A 17,922-nucleotide genomic window follows, 5' to 3' on the forward strand; every position below is an offset into this window, starting at 1 on the left:
GTCTCACTCTCCTCGGAGGGTGCTGATGAAGTCCTCTAGATCGTCAGGTTTGACCAGGACGTCCCTGGCCTTCGAACCTTCACTGGGACCGACGACGCCGCGGCTCTCCAGGATGTCCATCAGCCGTCCGGCCTTGGCGAAACCGACGCGGAGCTTACGCTGCAGCATCGACGTCGAGCCGAACTGGGTGGAAACAATCAGTTCGGCCGCCTGCACCACCAGGTCGAGGTCGTCGCCGATCTCGTCGTCGAGGTCCTTGCTCGGCCCGGCCGCCACCGTGACGTCCTCGCGGTACGTCGGCTCGAGCTGCGTCTTGCAGTGCTCGACGATGCCGTGGATCTCGGACTCCGTGACCCAGGCGCCCTGGATACGCATCGGCTTGCTCGCGCCCATCGGCAGGAACAGGCCGTCACCCTGACCGACCAGCTTCTCCGCGCCGGGCTGGTCCAGGATGACGCGGCTGTCAGCCAGCGACGAGGTCGCGAACGCAAGCCGGGACGGCACGTTCGCCTTGATCAGACCGGTCACGACGTCCACCGACGGCCGCTGGGTGGCGAGCACCAAGTGAATGCCGGCCGCACGGGCCAGCTGGGTGATGCGGACGATCGAGTCCTCGACGTCGCGCGGCGCGACCATCATCAGGTCGGCCAGCTCGTCGACGATCACCAGCAGATACGGGTACGGCGTGAGCACCCGCTCGGACCCTGGTGGCGGCTTCACCTTGCCGCCACGGACCGCCTTGTTGAAGTCGTCGACGTGCCGGAACCCGAACGCCGCCAGGTCGTCGTACCGCATGTCCATCTCGCGGACGACCCACTGCAGCGCCTCGGCGGCCTTCTTGGCGTTGGTGATGATCGGCGTGATCAGGTGCGGGATGCCCTCGTAGCTGTTCAGCTCGACCCGCTTGGGGTCGACCAGGATCATCCGCACCTCGTCCGGTGTGGCCCGCATCAGGACCGAGGTGATCAGCGAGTTGACGAACACCGACTTGCCGGACCCGGTCGCACCGGCGACCAGCAGGTGCGGCATCTTCGCCATGTTCGCGACCACGAAGCCGCCCTCGACGTCCTTGCCGAGCCCGGCCACCATCGGGTGGTGATCGTTGCGCGCGTTCGCCGAGCGGATCACGTCGCCGAGGCTGACGATCTCCTTGTCGGTGTTCGGGATCTCGATCCCGATCGCGGACTTGCCCGGGATCGGCGACAGGATCCGTACGTCGGCCGAGGCCACGGCGTACGCGATGTTCTTCGACAGCGCGGTGACCTTCTCGACCTTCACCGCGGAGCCGAGCTCGACCTCGTACCGCGTGACTGTCGGACCACGCGTGTACCCGGTGACCTGCGCGTCGATACCGAACTGATCGAACACCTCGGTCAGCCGGTCGACGACCTGGTCGGACGCCTTGGTCCGAGCCTTGTGCACCGAGCCGGGCTTGAGCATCTGCCCGTCCGGAAGCGTGTAGGTGATGTCGCCGGACAGGCTGAGCTGCTCGACCCGCTGCGGCAACGGGGTGTGCGGCGGCGGCTCGGGCGCAGGCGCCTTGGCCGCGGCAGGCACGTCCTCGACCGGCTCAGCGGCAGGCATCTCCGACGCGTCCACGTCGTACGCCGGCTCCTCGGCAGGCGCCTTCGACTTGCGGGTGCGCTTGGAGATCTCGCGGCCCTCGAGCACCGGCGAGTCGTACGGCTTGATCGTCGGCTCGCCGTCCTCGTCGAGCTCCGCGGCCTTCGCGCGCCGCTGCTTGCGGGTCAGCCGGACCGTGTCGTCGGTCGGCGCGGCCACGACGGACGGAGCGTCCTCCGGCAGCGCCGTACGTCCCATCAGTACGTCGAACGCCGCGCGGAACCGCAGCGGGATCGCGTACACCGGCGTCCCGGTGATCACCAGGGTGCCGAAGATCGAGAGCAGGACCAGCAGCGGCGCAGCGACGTACTGCGTGAGCAGGTCCGACAGGAACGACGAGATGAAGTATCCGATCGCGCCGCCGGCGGCACTGAGCGGACCGTCGGCCGGGTTGCTTGGCCGGGGCAGACCGTTCGCGATGTGGATCAGGCCGAGTACGCCGAGGCAGACAGCGGTCCACCCGATCACCTGGCGACCGGCCGGTCCGTTGTGGTCCGGGTGACGCAGCGTGCGGATGGCGATGAGCAACAGGAGCAGAGGCAGTGCCCAGCCGAGCATGCCGATGCTGCCGCCGACGACCGTGCGCACGCCGTTGCCGACCGCGCCCGGGAGGTCCCACCAGATCGCCGCGGCCACGACGACCGCGAGGCCGATCAGGAACAGGCCGGCGCCGTCACGACGGTGCTCCGGCTCCAGGTCGCGGGCGCTGTGACCGATCCCCCGCACCATGCTGCCGAGCAGGTGGGCGATGCCGATCCAGACCTTCACCACCCCGCGACAGAGCGCGAGCATGGCGGCCGCGAACGGGCCCGGTCCGCTGTTTTTGGGCGTGCTGGTCCGCGCCGCGGATGTTCCGCCGCGCTTCGTGCTCTGCCCTCGCTTCTGGGCACCGGACGGACGGGAGCGTCCACCAGCAGCCGAACGGGCCGTACTCGGCCGTTTAGCTGCCGACTTCTGCGCCCGCGCCGGGGAAGACGTGCGGGTCGCCATATTGATCAGGCTACCCCGACTATCCCTTGAGTCCCACGTGTCACACGCCGATCACGCTGCCCCATCCGTAGCGTCACAGCGTGACCGTTCTCCTCCGGAAGCGGACGAGATGCCAGACGACGACGTACCAGGCAAGTGCGGCGAGGCCGCCCGAGACCAGGCCTGACAGGACCAGCCGTACCGCCGTCTCACCGCTCAGATCGCCGTCTGCGCGGCCGACCTCGACGACGGCGCCGGTGGCGGCGAGCAGGAGCCCGGCGACGATCACGACATACCGTGCCCAGGGCGCGACGAGATCACGGGGAGTGACCGAAGGGGGTGTACGGCGGTACCAGCGGTAGAGCCAGATCGCCAGGACGAGGCAGCCGCCGACCGTGCTGACGTACTGGAGGATGCGGTTCACGTCCCACGCCCCCACCACCTCGGCGCGGAACACGCCGGGGAACTGGCGGACGAAGTAGCCGTCGCCGTGGGTGAAGGAGTCCCAGATGACGTGGGTCAACGCGCCGAGGACTGCCGACACCGCGCTCCAGAAGAGGGCCGGACGCAGGAGGGCAGTCGCGGCCGGCAGGCGGGCGGCGAGCGCCCCTGGAGCGAGGGCGATGAGCGGGCGCATGAGGACGAGGTTGTAGATCGCGAGGAGCACGAGCGCGATCAATGGGTCGAGCCAGAACGCCGACGTGAACTCGTGAGTGAGGGTCAGCGTGAAGTTGCCGCTGATGTGCTGCGTGGCGAGCCGGTAGATCGGGTCGACGTAGAGCAGGTCAGGCGCCACTGCGCCGGCCACCAAAGCCGAGGCCACGAACGGCCGGCGGACCAGCGGGAGGACGGCGGCGGGGTGGGCAAGAGTGAACGGCACCCCGGAACTCTAGAACGCCGCTAGGCCCCCGTGGTCCCGTCGAGTTGTTCCCGCAAGAGGTCGGCGTGTCCGCAGTGCCGGCCGTACTCACCGATCAGATGGATGTAGATCATCCGCAGCGTCGACTCGGTGCCACCGAAGGCGAAGCGGTCGTCCAGCGAGTGGTCGGCAGCAGCCTCGTCCGACAGCTTCCACTCCGCGATCAATCCGTCGTACGCCGCCTGTGCGTCGGCGGGATCGATCAGCTCGAAGTCCGCGTCCTTGCCGAGCTCAGGAGCGAACAGCGGCTCGGCAGGCTCGTCCGCGAAGTGAATCCGGAACCAGATCCGCTCGACCTTGGTCAGGTGGCGGATCAGACCGAGCAGCGAAAGGTTCGACGGCGGTGACGGCCGCTCGGCCAGCTGCTCCGCGGTCAGGCCGGCGCACTTGAACAGCAAGGTGGCGCGGTAGAAGTCCAGGTAGCCGGCGAGCAGCTCCCGCTCGGGCGCCACCAACGATCCGTCGGGCCGTTCCACCGATGGTGCGATCCAGGTCATCGCACTATCCAACCCGGCACCTCGAGGGACGGCGGAACCGGCCCCGGTCTGTTACCGCAAGATGAACTGCAAGCGCTCCCATCATCTTGCCGAGAAACCGCGGCGAAACGTCGAGCCTTCCCAGCGTTACGCTCAAATATCTTGACCAATCAGGCTTCCCAGCGGACTGCAAGCGCTTGTAGTCTTTTGCAGTCAGCCGATCAAGGGAGCCATCGTGAAGGTGCAGGCACACGCGCTCAGGGACCGCCGGTTCGACGACTGGCACCGCGCCGTCGCCGGCCGCTGGTCGATCGAGGACCTGCGGGCCGACCCGCGGTACCGCGACGACTGGATCTCGTTCGACTGCCTGTCCTGGGACGCCGACCGCGAGCTGCTCTATCTCGGCCTGACGTCGATCAACACCGACATCTTCTGGACCTTCGAGCCCGGCACGCAGAAGTTCGAGTCGCTGGGGTACGACCGGGTCGGCGACCGTTTCGACGCCAAGTTCCATCGGTCCCTCGAGCGCGACCGCGACGGTTCGTATCTGGTGGCGACCGCGATGTTGCACGACATGGACCAGCAAGGGCAGGCCGGCGGCGGGAAGCTGCTGCGCTACCGGCCGGCCGAGGGTGAGTTCGAGCTGCTGGCCGTCCCGGTACGACGGCAGTACATCCAGTCGATCCTGTTCGACCCCGAGCGGCGACTGGTCTACGGGTTCACCTATCCGGCCGAGCACCTGTTCGTGCACGAGCTGCTGACCGGGCAGACCCGGACGCTCGCCTATGTCGGCAACGCCCGGATGATCTGTCAGCCGCACAACGCGGTGCTCGATCCCCGCGGCCGCCTCTGGGGCACGTGGGGCGAGAACAGGGCCTTCGAGGACGACCTCGGATCCACGCCGATCCGGTACTTCTGCTATGACCCCGACCAGGACGCCTTCGAGTGGTTCTCTTACGGACCGTCGAAGTCGTGGCCGCGCGACATCGCGGCGGTCGACCACATGCTGCTGGCCGACGACGGCCTCATCTATGTCGGTACGACGGCCGGCGGCCTAAGCACGCTGGATCCGGAGACCGGGCGGGTCGAATCACTGGGCAAACCGTTCACCGGCCGGCGACTGGCCGGTCTGGTCCAGGGACGCGACGGCTACATCTACGGAGCCGGTAACGAGGGCATCGACGCCGAAGGGCGCGGGAAGGCGCGGATGTTCCGTCACGACCGGGCAACCGGCCGGACCGACGATCTCGGCCCGATCTTCGATCCCGCCCGCAACGACGGCGCGGTGAAGATCCACATGCTCGTCGAGGCCGAGGACGGCGTGTTCTACGCGGGCGAGAACGACAACCAGCTGCGTTCGTCCTACCTGTGGCGGTGTCAGCTCGATGACTGACGTGATCGACGGACACCGGCATCTCGGTCGCGGCGTCGACACCGTCGACGACCTCGACCACCTGCTCGCGGACATGGATGCGCACGGCGTCGCCAGGACGGTCTTGATTCCGACCGACCGCGAGATCGCCGTCGACAACCGGGCCGGCAACGACGCCATGCTCGCCGCCGCGACCACCCATCCGGACCGACTATTGCCGATGGCAACCGTGAACCCTTGGTTCGGTGCTCAGGCGGTGGCTGAACTCCGCCGCGCCGTCTACGCCGGCGCGGTCGGCCTGAAGTTGCATCCGGCCCTGCAGGGCTTCGTGCTCTGCCATCCGATGGTCCATCCGTTGATCGCCGAGTGTCAGACGCTGGGTGTCCCGGTCTACGTTCACACCGGTACGCCGCCGTACGCGCAGCCGTTGCAGCTCGTGGAGCTGGCCCGCACGTTCCCGAAGGTGACGTTCGTGATGGGGCACGCGGGCAGCACCGACCTCAAGGCCGACGCCATACCGGCAGCGCACCTGGCCGCGAACGTCGTCGTCGAGACCTCGTGGAGTCTGCCTGCTCGCTTGAGGCAGCTCGTCGAGACGTACGGCGCTCACCGGGTGATGTTCGGGTCCGACGCGCCGTTGAGCTCACTCGGTCTCGAGCTGGCCAACCACCGTGCTGCGGACCTCTCCGCACCGGACGCGGCCGAGGTGTTCGGCGGAACCGCCCAGCGTGTCTTCGGTGGAGGTGCGTCGTCATGATCATCGACGCGCACACCCATCTCCCGCCCGACTCGTTCTACCCACCCGAGCTCGGACGGGGTCCGGAGGGATTCCTGGCCTTGTGCGACACCCATGGCGTCGACGTGGCCTGGGTGTTCACGACCGCCGGTCTGAACGATCCCGATCCGCGCCACAACGACGTCGTACGGGCGTTCTGCGCCGCGGCACCGGACCGGCTCGTTCCGTTCTGCACTGTCTTCCCTCATCTCTCCGGCGCGGTGGACGAACTTCACCGGGCCGTCGAGGCGGGGGCACGGGGGCTCAAGCTGCACCCTTGGCTACAAGGCTTCTCGCCGATCGAGCCGTGTATGGACGACCTCGGTACGGCGCTCGAGGCACTCGGCATCCCGGTGGTGTTCCATGACGGCACGCCACCGAACTCGTCACCGCTGCAGATCGCCGCGTTCGCCGAGCGTCATCCCGGCGTTCCGGTGATCCTCGGCCACGGCGGCCTGCACGACCTCTGGGTCGAAGCCGTTGCGGCGCTGCAGCGGGTGGACAACCTGTGGGTCATTCCCTCGGGGACACCACCGGCGGGCCTGCGTCAGCTGGTCGATCAGGTCGGCACCGGCCGGCTGCTGTTCGGCTCCGACGCCGGCTTCGGCGACCCGCACTGGCAGACCTTCCAGTTGAGCAAGATCCGCGACCTCCGGCTCCGTCCGGAGGACGAGGCAACCCTTCTGAGCGGCAACGCCCAACTGCTCATGCAACCAGATCGAGGTTCGAGATGAGATTTCGCAAGCGCGCGACGGCGATCGTCGCTGCCCTGACCCTGGCCGCCGCCGCGGCAGCCTGTTCGGGGCCGGTATCGGCCGGCGGGTCCAGCGGCGACTCCGGCGGCAAGACCAAGATCGTCTACTGGAGCATGTTCAGCACCGGCGAACCGCTGCAGCAGCTGATGCAGTCCGCCACCGACCGGTTCATGAAGGAGAACCCGGACATCACGGTCGAGATCAACTGGGCCGGCCGCGATGTCCTGACCAAGCTGCAGGGCGCGATCAACGCCGGCCAGCAGGTCGACATCGTTGACCACTCCAACGACCGGGTCCGCAGTGCCGTCGTACTCACCCACCAGGCCTTGAACCTCTCCCCCTACCTGCAGCAACCGGCGTACGGCGCGACGACCGGCAAGTGGCTCGACGAGTTCGCGCCCGGGTCGGTGGAAGCCTTCGCGGAGAAAGACGGGGTGTACGAGATTCCGCGCGACGTCTACGTCTCGGGCTTCTGGTACAACGCGAAGATGCTGGCCGACGCCGGCCTGAAACCGCCGGTCACCGGGATGACCTGGGACCAGTTCCTGCAGCTGATCCAGACGCTCAAGACGAAGGACCCCGGCGTCTCGCCGCTCGGCGCCGACGGCAGCCTCGACTTCTACAACAACTGGTGGTTCAGCTACCTGGCGATCCGGCTGGCCGGGCTCGACGCGTTCCGCAAGGCGGCGTACGACAAGACCGGGCAGTTGTGGAAGCAGCCGGTCTTCCTCCAGGCGGCGAACATGGTCCGACAGCTGCAGGACGCCGGCGACTTCCAGAAGGGCTTCGAAGGCTCGGTCTATCCGGCCGCGCAGGCCCAGTGGGTGAACGGCAAGACCGCGATGATGCTGATGGGCGCGTGGCTGCCGAAGGAGGTCGAGTCGCAGGCGCCGAAGGACTTCTCGATGGGCATGTTCGCCTTCCCGAACGTTGCCGGTGGCAAGGGCAACGACCTGGTCGAGTACTGGGCCAACGTCTACGCGGTGATGAAGAACTCCAAGCATCCGGACGCGGCGGTCAAGTGGGTCAAGTTCATGACGTCCGCGGCCGGCGCCGGTACCGAGCTGCCGAAGGCCGGCTTCCCGACCGCCACCAAGAACGCGCCCACGCCACCGACCCACCTCGCGCAGGCCGAGGTGCTGAAGACCTACAAGGTGATGGGACAGCGCGGCGGTCTCAACGACGACGTCCCGGGCTACATGACCGAGGTCTACAACCGCTGTGACGACCGCTTCTTCCTGATGCAGTCCGGTCCGTCGGACTTCATCAGCTGCCTGTCCGACGGCACGAAGAAGTTCTGGTCGACCAACACCCCGCCGAGCAGCTGAGGACCTGACCGTGAGACGTACAGGACGCAGAAGCGTGGTGGTGCCGTTTCTCTTCCCGGCACTGGCTGTCTACACGCTGATCTTCGTGTACCCGGCCTTCGACGCCGTCCGGGTGAGCCTGTTCCAGTGGAACGGGTTCACCACCCGGATGACCTACATCGGGTTCGGGAACTACCGGCACCTGCTCTCGGACCCGACCTTCTGGGTCTCGCTGCGCAACACCGCCGTGATCGCCATCGGCGGCGGGGCCGGCATCTTCGGGCTGGCCTTCTTCTTCTCGGCGATCCTGCAACGCGAGATCCGCGGCAAGAAGTTCTTCCGGGCGCTGATGTTCTTCCCGATCGTGCTGCCCGGGGTGGGCGTCGGGATGATCTGGCAGTTCGTCTACAACCGGTCCTGGGGTCCGCTCAGCGCGTTCCTGAACGCGGTCGGGCTGGGGTCGCTGGACCAGACCTGGCTGGGCCCGAAGCTGATCATCCCGTCGCTGACGATCGCGGTGATCTGGACCTACATGGGCTTCTACCTGGTCATCCTGATGGCCGGGATCGACAAGATCCCGAAGAGTTACTTCGAGGCGGCGAAGATGGACGGCGCCTCGGACTGGCGGACGTTCTGGCTCATCACCCTTCCGATGACCTGGGACGTCCTGGTGGTCGCCATGGTGCTGTGGCTGATCTCCGCGATGAAGATCTTCGACCTCATCGTGGCGACCACCTTCCCCTCCCCGCCGCGATCGGGTTTCACCATGACCATCTTCATCTGGGAGCGGGCGGTGGGCGCGTACACCCCGGTCTTCGAGCTCGGCTACGCGACCGCGCTCGGCGTCGTACTGCTGGTCTGCGTCGTGGCCGGCGTGGCGGTACTGCGGCTCATCACTCGTCGGGAACGGATCGAGTACTGATATGGATACAGCGACACAGGTCGTCACGCCGGCCAGGCAACACCCGCTCGAGCAGGACAGGCCTCGACTCACGCCGGGCCGGCTGATCGGAAACCTTCCGTACTACGTCGTGCTCGGGCTGTGGGCCGCCCTGACGATCTTCATCCTGCTGTGGTTGTTCAGCGGGTCGCTCAAGAGCAACGTCGAGATCTTCGGCTCGCCGTGGGCGCTGCCCAAGAATCCGTCCGCCGACGGGGCGAAGAACTACAGCGCCGCTTGGACGACGGCCCACATGAGCATCTACTTCGTCAACAGCGTCCTGGTCACCAGTGTGTCGGTGGTGATCACGGTGGCGATCTCGGCACCAGCCGCCTATGTGCTGTCCCGGATCCCCTTCCGTGGCAGCACGCTGATCAACTACTACTTCATCGCGGGCATGGGACTGCCGTTCCAGCTGATCCTCGTTCCGCTGTACGTCCTGCTGGTGCAGATCGGACTGATCGACACGCGGGCCGGACTGACCCTGACGTACGTCGGTGTGTCGATACCGTTCACGATCATCCTGCTGACCGGCTTCTTCCGGTCGCTCCCGTCCGAGCTGGAGGAGGCCGGAGCGGTCGACGGCTGCTCCGAGCTGGGCATCTTCTGGCGAATCATGATGCCGATCGCGACACCGGGGCTGTTCACGGCCGCGATCTTCAACTTCGTGATGATCTGGCAGGAGTTCCTGCTGGCCCAGCTGCTGCTGAGCTCGGACGGGAACAAGACGCTGCCGGTCGGCCTGATGGGGTTGCGCCAGACCATGCAGTACAACAGCAACTGGGCCGCCATGTTCGCGGCGGTCATGATCATCGTCGTCCCGTCGTTCATCGTGTTCGTCGCGCTGTCGAACCGGATCATGGCGGGCCTCACCCTGGGAGCCGGCAAATGAGCGGGTTGGTAGCGAAGGAGACCGGTCGGGTCGTGGCGACCCTCGGCGAGGAGGTGAACGGCCGGCGGTACGCACGGAGTCGGCTCGACCTCGATAGCGAAGCCTCGACGCTCTACGTGCTGGCGCGGTCGCATCGCGCGGACGGACCACCGCTCGAGATCCAGATCGGCGACACTCCGGTCGGCGCGATTCCGGCGACCAACGACCCCGTACTGACGTGGCGCGAGCTGACCCTTCCACGCGATGCCGGCGCCGGGTCGGTGACGCTGTCTTCGCGTGGCAATGCGATGGACGCGTGGACCGTCGGCGTCGACCACACGACCGTCGGCGGTGACGAGCTGTCGATCGATGCCGGCGGCACCTGGTCGGCCGATCGCATCGGCCACCTCCACCTGGCACCCGGGCGCTACGTGGTCCGGGCGCGTGTTGAAGGGGTCGACGACCCGCAGCCGCCGGCCCCGGTCTGGGAGGACGTCGAGCATCCCGCCGTACGGGCGTTCCTCGAGCAGCTGCCGGCGGAGGCTCTGCAGTCGAGTGATCCGTTGACCACGGCGCAGGCGCTGAGCACGTGGGTCTGCCGTTCGTGGCGGTATCGCAACACCAGCGAGGCGAGCCAGTACACGCCCTGGGACCCACCGACGATCCTCTCCTGGGGTGCGAGCGAGCAGGGCCATGCGGGCAACCTCCCAGTGGTCATGTGCGTGCACTACGCCCTGGTGCTGACCGCGGCGTGTCAGGCACTCGGGATCCCAGCGCGGTGTGCGGTTCTGACCGGTTCGATCAACGGGTACGACGGTCATTTCGTCAGCGAGGTGTGGAGCGAGCGACTGGGACGCTGGGTCATGCTCGATCCGACCTTCGACGTCACGGTGGTCACGCCGGACGGACCTGCCGATCTGCAGACGATCCGTGAACTCGGCACCGACCTACGGCACCACGTGGTCGCAGGCCCCGGGATCGAGGACCGGTTGACGATGCCGTCGCAGCGGACGTGGTTCGAGGAGAACCTGCTGAAGGGCGTGTGCTTCCGCAACCGTGCCTTGTGGCCGCGCAGCGATTTCCTGTCACGGCCCGACCTCACTCCCCCGGGTCACGGCGCCGCGTCGTACACCGAGCTGGATCTGGTGTGGGACGAGCGGTGCCGGGATACAGGGTTCGGTATGTTCCGCTACTTCGCCGGCCAGGACTGGTTCGAGGCTCCGCCGGCCGTTCAGGTGAAGGTCGCCGCAAATGCCCGCTGAAGCGCTCGTCGGACCGCGGGTGGTCCTCGAGGACGCCGTACTCGACGACCACGCCGTACTCGTCCGCGACGGCCGGATCGAGGCGATCGTCCCGGCGTCACAGGTCCCCGCGGATGCCGTACGCCGGGATCTCGGCGACGGGATCCTGACGCCGGGACTGATCGACATCCACACGCACGGCGCCAGCGGGCACAGCTTCAACGAGGGCACGAAGCCCGCGACCCGGGCCGCTCTGTCCGGCCTCCTGGCCGCCGGGGTCACCACCGTGCTTCCGACCATTGCAACCGCTCCGCTGGAAGACATCGAGGCCGCCGTGGATGCGATCGCCTCCTTCCAGGGCGAGCCGGGCCTGCCGCGCATACCGGGTGCGCATCTGGAAGGGCCGTACTTCGCTCGCGCGCAGTGCGGCGCACAGGACCCGGACCACCTGCGATCTCCGGACGACGGCTCGATCGACCGGCTGCTCGATCAGGCCGCAGCGATCCGGATGATCAGCTACGCCCCTGAACTGCCCGGTGCCGTCGCCCTCACGCGGCGGCTCGTCGAGGCGGACATCGTGCCTGCGGCCGGGCACAGCGATGGTCGGGACGAGGACCTGCTCGCCTGTCAGGAAGCCGGTCTACGGCACGTGATCCACATCTTCAGCGGCCAGTCCAGCACGGTACGACGGGGTCCGTGGCGGCAGCCTGGCCTGCTGGAGGCAACCCTGACGTCCGACGGCCTGACCGTGGAAATGATTGCTGACGGCAAGCACCTCCCGCCGACTCTGCTCCGGCTGGCGCACCGCTGCCTGCGCGGACGGCTGTGTCTGGTCTCCGACTCCACACCAGGCGCCGGCCTGCCGGACGGCGAGCACTACCGGATGGGCCGGCGTGAGTACGTCGTCTCGGACGGCGTCGGCATGACGCTCGACCGGACAGCGTTCGGCGGCAGTACGACGCTGTTGCCGGCGATGATCCCGATCGCTCTGGAGGCGTTGGGGATCGAACTACCCGAGGCGGTCGCGATGGCATCGGTTGTTCCGGCCCGCGCAGCCGGTCTGGCCGACGTCGGCCGGATCGCGCCCGGATGCCACGCGGACTTCGCGCTGTTCACCGAAGACCTGACTCTCAGGGCCGTCGCTGTCGGCGGCCACTGGAACGACATCGACGCACTGACTGGAAAGGAACCACCACGGTGAAGGAACTGCGGTACGGCGAGCTCGAGGTGTTCGTCGCGGACTCGTCCGGCGAACTCAGCACGGCCGCCGCCGAACACTTCGCGGCCGCGGTCAAGGCGGAGCTCGAGCAGCGGGACGAGCTCGCCGTCATCCTGGCGACCGGCAACTCGCAACTCGGCTTCATCAAGGCGGCCCGCGAACGCGACGACATCGACTGGTCCCGGATCACCGTTCTGCACATGGACGAGTACCTCGGGATGGACGAGAACCACTCGGCCAGTTTCCGCCGCTGGATGCACGACAACTTGGCGTCGCACGTGCCGCTGAAGGCGTTCCACGGTGTCCGCGGCGACCACGAGCCGATCGAGGAGGAACTCGAGCGGTACGGCGAACTGCTCCGCACCCTCGACCCGGCGATCTGCGTGATGGGCATCGGGGAGAACGGGCACCTCGCCTTCAACGATCCGCCCGCCGACTTCGAGACGCGCGAGCTGATCCACCTGGTGACGCTCGACGACGCGGCCCGCAAGCAGCAGGTCGGCGAGGGTCATTTCCCGTCGCTCGAGGAGACACCCAAGCAGGCGCTGTCGTTGACGATCCACGCGCTGCTGCGGCCCCGCGCCGTACTCGTGGTCACGCCGGAGGCGCGCAAGGCGCCCGCGGTCGAACGCGCCCTGACCGGCCCGGTGACCCCGGACTGCCCGGCATCCATCCTGCAGACCACCCCGCAGGTGCGGCTGTTCCTCGACGACGAGTCGTCGGCGCGTCTCGACACCGGCCAGTAGATGGGAAGCGTTTCCGCTAGGGTTTGCGGTGTCGCTCGGCACTCGGAGGGAGAACGGTGAGGGTCACTCTTGCCGACATCGCGAAAGCGTGCGACACGTCGCTGTCGACCGTGTCCCGCGCGTTGTCCGACCCGGACCGGGTGAACCCGCAGACCCGGGAACGCATCCAGCGGGTCGCCCGCGAGATGGGTTACATGACCAACCCGATCGCCCGGGCGCTCGCGCTCGGGCGGACCGGGGTGATCGGCCTGATCGTGCCGGACATCGCGAACCCGTTCTTCCCGCCGATCATCAAGGCGGTGCAGGCGCGGGCCGGGCGGAAGAACACCGCGGTCCTGCTGGCCGACACCGACGAGCACGCCAGCGACGAGCTCGAGCGGGCCGCCGTACTCAGCAAGCAGGTCGACGGCCTGATCCTGGTCTCGCCGCGGACCGCGGAGGAACGGCTGGCCGAGTTCATCGAGCTGTCGCCGGTCGTCTTCGTCAACCGGCAGGTCGAGGGTGCGCAGAGCGTCATCATCGACAACTCCGACGGCATCACCCAGGCGGTCCAGCACCTGACCGCGCTCGGCCATCGTCGGATCTGCTACCTGAACGGACCACGCCGGTCGTGGTCCAACGAACGGCGGCGGATCGCGCTGCAGGAGGCGTGCACGCAGTACGGCGTTGAGCTGGTCGAGTTCGGCCCGTTCGAGCCGCAGGTCCAGGCCGGCGTCCGCGCTGCCGACCTGGTGCAGACCAGCGGGACGACCGCGGTCATCGCGTACGACGACCTGATCGCGCTCGGCCTGATGGCGAGGCTGGCCGAGCACCGGCTGCAGGTGGGGCGCGACGTCAGCGTGATCGGTATCGACGACAGCCCGATGTCCGATGTCGCCTATCCCACACTCACGTCGATTCACGTGCCCGGCGCCGAGGCGGGCACGGTCGCCGTCGATCTACTCCTGGAGCAGCTCGACGACGCCGACCGGGAACAGCCGACCCTGGTGCAGCTCGAGACCCGGTTGATCATCCGCGGTTCCACCGGTCCCGCGCCCGCCGCGAGGTAGCCATCTCACGATGTGCCCGCCTGTCTCACTGAGCGAGATAGGCACTGGCGCCGGCCGTGGCCCGTTCGTTACCGTTCTCGGCAGGTCATGAGTGTCAGCGTCAAGCCCCGGCTCGCTGGCCGGCAACCCTCCTCCGCGGTGGGGTGCCCCGGGTGAAGACCAGGCCGTGCGGATACCCCGCTCGGCAAGCGCGGACTTCCCGGGAGCAGCAGCATGTCGATCCTCTCCATCCTCGAACCGGCCAGTGTGACCACTCCGCGGCCGACGATCAGCCGGCTCGCCACCGGCAGCATCCCCGCCACGGTCGGCTCGGACCTGTTGGTCCCGCTGGCCGACGGCCGGGTGACGGACTACGCGAACTTTGACCACGGTGCGAGCGCGCCGTGCCTGGAGTCCGTCCGGGCCAGCGTTGAGGCTGCGCTGCCGTCGTACGCCTCGGTGCACCGCGGCAACGGGTACGCCTCCCGCATCACCACCCAGTGGTACGAGCGGGCTCGCGAAGAGGTGCACGCCTTCGTCGGGGCACGTCAGGACGACCAGGTGATCTTCACCCGGCAGACCACCGACGCGCTCAACCTGCTGGCCCACGCGGTGCCGGCGGACGCGACGGTGATCGTGTTCGAGTCCGAGCACCACGCTGCTCTCCTGCCTTGGCCGGCTGAGCGGACCGTTCGCCTGGCCGCGCCGTCGAGCCAGACCGACGCCGTGACGAAGGTCGCGGATGCACTCCGGCAGGCGCCGGACGGTCCGCGGCTCGTCGTCATCACCGGCGCGTCGAACGTCACCGGTGAGATCTTCCCGATCGCAGAGATCGCCAAGGTGGCCAAGGCGCACGGCGCGCGGGTCTGCCTCGACGCCGCGCAGCTGGCTCCGCACCGCCAGGTCGACATCGCCACCCTGGACGTCGACTGGGTCGCGCTGTCCGGTCACAAGCTCTACGCGCCGTACGGCGCCGGCGCGCTGATCGGCCGCTCCGACTGGCTCGACGCCGCCGACCCCTACCTGTACGGCGGTGGCGCGACCCACGCGGTCACGGACACCACCGTGGTGTGGGCGACCGGCTCGGCCCGGCATGAGGGCGGCTCTCCCAACGTCATCGGGGCCATTGCTCTGGCGAGTGCGTGTGCTGCGATCAGCAAGCACCGCGATGCGATCGAGCAGCACGAGCGCAGCCTGCTGGCCCGCCTGCGGACCGGGCTCGCCCAGATCGACAAGGTCACGACGTACTCGATCTTCGGCGCGGATGCGGACCGCGTAGGCACCGTCTGCTTCACGGTCGCCGGACTGACCTCGACGCTCGTTTCAGCAGCTCTGAGCGCGGAGTACGGCATCGGGGTCCGCGACGGCAAGTTCTGCGCCCACCCGCTCGTCGGCCACCTCCTCGCCGACTCCCCCGAGCACGGTACGGCGGTCCGCGCCAGCCTCGGCCTCGGGACTACGCGCGAGCACGTGGACCGGCTCGTCAGCGCCGTACGCACGCTGGCGACCACTGGTCCGCAGAGCGAGTACGCGGAGACCGCGCACGGCTGTCAGCCGTGCGACGATCCCCGCGACCTCAAGGCCCCTCAGATCTGGTAGCCCCAACAGCAGCGAGCCCTCCTACTGCTCAGGAGGCGTTAGACCTACGTGGTGAGCAGCGAACGCCAGTAGGTCTGCCCACTCCGACGCGATCATCGCGGCCGGTTTTCCGAAGCCATGGCCGGTGTTGACCTCTACCCGGGTCAAGACCGGCTGCGGACCGGACTGGGCGTGCTGCAGCGCCGCGATGAACTTGTGGCTGTGCAACGGAACGACCCGGTCGTCGTGGTCACCGGTGACCACCAGCGTCGCCGGGTACGCCGTACCGTCGCTGACGCGATGCAGTGGCGAGTAAGCCAACAGGTCCTCGAACTGCTCCGGATCGTCGGGCAAACCGAAGTCGGACGCCCACGCCGCTCCCACGGTGAACTTGTGGAACCGCAGCATGTCCAGCACCCCGACACCGGGCAGTGCGACCGCGAACAGGTCCGGTCGTTGCGTCATGACCGCTCCGACGAGCAGTCCTCCGTTGCTGCGTCCGTGGATCGCCAGCTGGGCCGGCGTGGTCACTCCGGTGTCGCGCAGGTGCTCGCTGACCGCGATGAAGTCGTCGAAGACGTTCTGCTTGTTCTTCAGCCGCCCCGCGTCGTGCCACTCGGTCCCGTACTCACCACCGCCGCGCAGGTTCGCGATGACCAGCACTCCGCCCGCAGCGAGCCAGGCCGGCCAGCCCGGTCGGTAGTCGGCCTGGACCGGGATGCGGAACCCGCCGTACCCCCACATCAGCGTCGGGCGCGGGGTGGAGAAGTCCAGGTCCGACCGGGTGATCAGGAAATACGGTACGTCGCGGCCTGGAGCGATCTGACGCGTCACGGTGACCTGAGGCGGTGTGAACCCGCCAGAGCCACGGACCAGCTCGGGCAGCGGACGCACGTCACCGGACCCGGTCGAGACGACATACGACAGCGTGGGATCGGTTGTCGTCGACAGTCCGATGAACAGCTCGTCGTACTCCGGTCCGCCGTTGAGGCCGACCACTCCCCCACCAGGTACGTCGACCACGCGCCTGCCGGAACCATCCAGCCCAAACAGCGTCAGCACCGGCTGCGCATCGACAAGAGTCAGCGTGGCCAGACCGTCCGCCGTACCGCGGACCGCCTGCAGCGTCGCCTCACCCTCCGGGATCAGGTCAGTGAACTCGCCATCCAGCGACGACAGCACCACGCGACCGCGAGACGCGTCCCGGTCGGTCCGCAGTACCAGCTGGTCACCGGACATCCGCACGAAGGCGATCTCGTCGTCGAACGAGTCCACCACCTTCACCGGCTCGCCCAGCCCGTCCGACGTGATCGGGTAGACCCAGAGCCGGGTGCCGGGGTCAGTGCCCTCGGTGACGTGGACGACGAGGTACCGATCGTCATCGGACACCTCCGGAGCGATGAACAACTGGTCCTCACCGGGGAAGTTCAGCACCAGCTCGTCCTCGGACTGCGGTGTGCCGACCCGGTGGAGCGTCAGCCGCCCACCGGACTGCGCGGTGGTCTCAGTGCCCTCACTACGCCCACTCGTCGGGTAGTGCAGGTACAGGTACGCCGAACTGTCCGGCAGCCAGACTGCTTCACTGAACTTGGCCTCCGACACCACGTCGTCGACCGGACTGCCGGTGGCGATGTCGAGCAGCCGGAACGTCGTCCAGTCGCTACCGCTCTCGTTGATGCCGTACGCGAAGTACTTCCCGTCCGGGCTGACGGTGAACGTGCCCAGTGAGTCGGTGCCGTCCGCGGACAGGGTGTTCGGGTCGATCAGGACCCGGCCGCCGGACAGGAGCTCATCCAGCGACTCGGCCACGAAGATCACCTCCTGGGCCTGCGTCCCGTCGTTGCGGCCGACGAAGTACCAGCCCGCCTTCTTCTCGGGGACACCGGCGCGTGGCCGTGCGAGGATCGCGGACATCGTGGTCTGGAACCACTCGCGCTCCGGGTAGCCGGAGAGCTCGGCCTGGGTGAATTCGTTCTGCCTGCGGACCCAGTCCTGGGTCGCGGGTGAGTCAGGGTCTTCCAGCCAGCGATACGGGTCGGCGATCTCACGCCCGTGCAGTGTCTCGACCAGGTCGTCGCGGCGGCTCTCCGGATAGGTCATGTG

The 17,922-nt window shown here is 67.9% G+C and carries 15 protein-coding genes and 1 riboswitch; of the genes, 11 read left to right on the forward strand and 4 right to left on the reverse strand.

The genetic code is table 11. The annotated features are described in order from the left end of the window. Window positions 1–3 precede the first annotated feature (3 nt). From EV650_RS10115 to EV650_RS10125, 3 genes are all read right to left on the reverse strand, one after another. Window positions 4–2,613: an FtsK/SpoIIIE family DNA translocase gene (locus EV650_RS10115; RefSeq protein WP_202874445.1), complete on the reverse strand. Its 2,610-nt coding sequence runs from the start codon at window positions 2,611–2,613 to the stop codon at window positions 4–6. A 73-nt stretch (window positions 2,614–2,686) separates the two neighbouring features. Continuing rightward, window positions 2,687–3,472, reverse strand: coding sequence for a DUF4184 family protein (locus EV650_RS10120; RefSeq protein WP_134117590.1), 786 nt, complete (start codon window positions 3,470–3,472; stop codon window positions 2,687–2,689). 20 nt (window positions 3,473–3,492) lie between these two features. Next, window positions 3,493–4,008 (reverse strand): DinB family protein, encoded by a 516-nt coding sequence (locus EV650_RS10125; RefSeq protein ID WP_134117592.1) that lies wholly within the window; start codon window positions 4,006–4,008, stop codon window positions 3,493–3,495. 214 nt (window positions 4,009–4,222) lie between these two features. Between EV650_RS10125 and EV650_RS10130 the strand changes: the two genes are divergently transcribed. From EV650_RS10130 to EV650_RS10180, 11 genes are all read left to right on the forward strand, one after another. Beyond that, window positions 4,223–5,380 carry a hypothetical protein gene (locus EV650_RS10130; RefSeq protein WP_134117594.1) on the forward strand — a complete coding sequence of 386 codons (1,158 nt, stop codon included), beginning with the start codon at window positions 4,223–4,225 and terminating at the stop codon, window positions 5,378–5,380. Further along, window positions 5,373–6,116, forward strand: a complete 744-nt coding sequence (locus tag EV650_RS10135; protein ID WP_134117596.1) for an amidohydrolase family protein — start codon at window positions 5,373–5,375, stop codon at window positions 6,114–6,116. Before EV650_RS10130 ends, EV650_RS10135 begins: the two co-directional genes overlap by 8 nt. Beyond that, a complete protein-coding gene (locus tag EV650_RS10140; protein WP_134117598.1) occupies window positions 6,113–6,868 on the forward strand; it encodes an amidohydrolase family protein in 756 nt (251 codons plus the stop codon). Before EV650_RS10135 ends, EV650_RS10140 begins: the two co-directional genes overlap by 4 nt. Next, complete coding sequence (locus EV650_RS10145; protein ID WP_134117600.1) at window positions 6,865–8,217, forward strand: extracellular solute-binding protein; 1,353 nt, start codon at window positions 6,865–6,867, stop codon at window positions 8,215–8,217. Before EV650_RS10140 ends, EV650_RS10145 begins: the two co-directional genes overlap by 4 nt. A gap of 10 nt (window positions 8,218–8,227) precedes the next feature. Then, window positions 8,228–9,118, forward strand: a complete 891-nt coding sequence (locus EV650_RS10150; RefSeq protein WP_134117602.1) for a carbohydrate ABC transporter permease — start codon at window positions 8,228–8,230, stop codon at window positions 9,116–9,118. A gap of 1 nt (window position 9,119) precedes the next feature. Then, a complete protein-coding gene (locus EV650_RS10155) occupies window positions 9,120–10,028 on the forward strand; it encodes a carbohydrate ABC transporter permease (RefSeq protein ID WP_134117604.1) in 909 nt (302 codons plus the stop codon). Next, entirely contained in the window at window positions 10,025–11,269 is a 1,245-nt protein-coding gene (locus tag EV650_RS10160; protein WP_134117606.1) for a transglutaminase-like domain-containing protein, read from the forward strand. The genes EV650_RS10155 and EV650_RS10160 overlap by 4 nt, the downstream gene beginning before the upstream one ends. Then, window positions 11,259–12,449, forward strand: coding sequence for an N-acetylglucosamine-6-phosphate deacetylase (locus EV650_RS10165; protein WP_134117608.1), 1,191 nt, complete (start codon window positions 11,259–11,261; stop codon window positions 12,447–12,449). Before EV650_RS10160 ends, EV650_RS10165 begins: the two co-directional genes overlap by 11 nt. Beyond that, on the forward strand, window positions 12,446–13,213 hold the full coding sequence (locus EV650_RS10170; protein ID WP_166678075.1) for a 6-phosphogluconolactonase: 768 nt from the start codon (window positions 12,446–12,448) through the stop codon (window positions 13,211–13,213). The genes EV650_RS10165 and EV650_RS10170 overlap by 4 nt, the downstream gene beginning before the upstream one ends. 56 nt (window positions 13,214–13,269) lie before the next feature. Continuing rightward, window positions 13,270–14,262 (forward strand): LacI family DNA-binding transcriptional regulator, encoded by a 993-nt coding sequence (locus EV650_RS10175; protein ID WP_134117612.1) that lies wholly within the window; start codon window positions 13,270–13,272, stop codon window positions 14,260–14,262. Window positions 14,263–14,345: 83 nt separating this feature from the next. Then, a riboswitch (SAM riboswitch) is annotated at window positions 14,346–14,459 on the forward strand. A 16-nt stretch (window positions 14,460–14,475) separates the two neighbouring features. Next, the gene (locus tag EV650_RS10180; protein WP_134117614.1) at window positions 14,476–15,840 is read left to right on the forward strand and encodes an aminotransferase class V-fold PLP-dependent enzyme; all 1,365 of its coding nucleotides are present in this window, start codon (window positions 14,476–14,478) and stop codon (window positions 15,838–15,840) included. Window positions 15,841–15,861: 21 nt separating this feature from the next. Here EV650_RS10180 and EV650_RS10185 read toward each other — a convergent pair whose 3' ends face one another. Beyond that, complete coding sequence (locus EV650_RS10185) at window positions 15,862–17,919, reverse strand: prolyl oligopeptidase family serine peptidase (protein ID WP_134117616.1); 2,058 nt, start codon at window positions 17,917–17,919, stop codon at window positions 15,862–15,864. Between the last annotated feature and the right edge of the window lie 3 nt (window positions 17,920–17,922).

This window comes from Kribbella kalugense, assembly GCF_004365875.1.
Taxonomy (GTDB): Bacteria; Actinomycetota; Actinomycetes; order Propionibacteriales; family Kribbellaceae; genus Kribbella; species Kribbella kalugense.

Bases quoted from the DNA above. Each gene is read 5' to 3' on its own strand.
- EV650_RS10115 (WP_202874445.1), bottom strand. From the start codon at position 2,613: ATGGCGACCCGCACGTCTTCCCCGGCGCGGGCGCAGAAGTCGGCAGCT.
- EV650_RS10125 (WP_134117592.1), bottom strand. From the start codon at position 4,008: ATGACCTGGATCGCACCATCGGTGGAACGGCCCGACGGATCGTTGGTG.
- EV650_RS10135 (WP_134117596.1), top strand. From the start codon at position 5,373: ATGACTGACGTGATCGACGGACACCGGCATCTCGGTCGCGGCGTCGAC.
- EV650_RS10140 (WP_134117598.1), top strand. From the start codon at position 6,113: ATGATCATCGACGCGCACACCCATCTCCCGCCCGACTCGTTCTACCCA.
- EV650_RS10145 (WP_134117600.1), top strand. From the start codon at position 6,865: ATGAGATTTCGCAAGCGCGCGACGGCGATCGTCGCTGCCCTGACCCTG.
- EV650_RS10155 (WP_134117604.1), top strand. From the start codon at position 9,120: ATGGATACAGCGACACAGGTCGTCACGCCGGCCAGGCAACACCCGCTC.
- EV650_RS10160 (WP_134117606.1), top strand. From the start codon at position 10,025: ATGAGCGGGTTGGTAGCGAAGGAGACCGGTCGGGTCGTGGCGACCCTC.
- EV650_RS10165 (WP_134117608.1), top strand. From the start codon at position 11,259: ATGCCCGCTGAAGCGCTCGTCGGACCGCGGGTGGTCCTCGAGGACGCC.
- EV650_RS10180 (WP_134117614.1), top strand. From the start codon at position 14,476: ATGTCGATCCTCTCCATCCTCGAACCGGCCAGTGTGACCACTCCGCGG.
- EV650_RS10185 (WP_134117616.1), bottom strand. From the start codon at position 17,919: ATGACCTATCCGGAGAGCCGCCGCGACGACCTGGTCGAGACACTGCAC.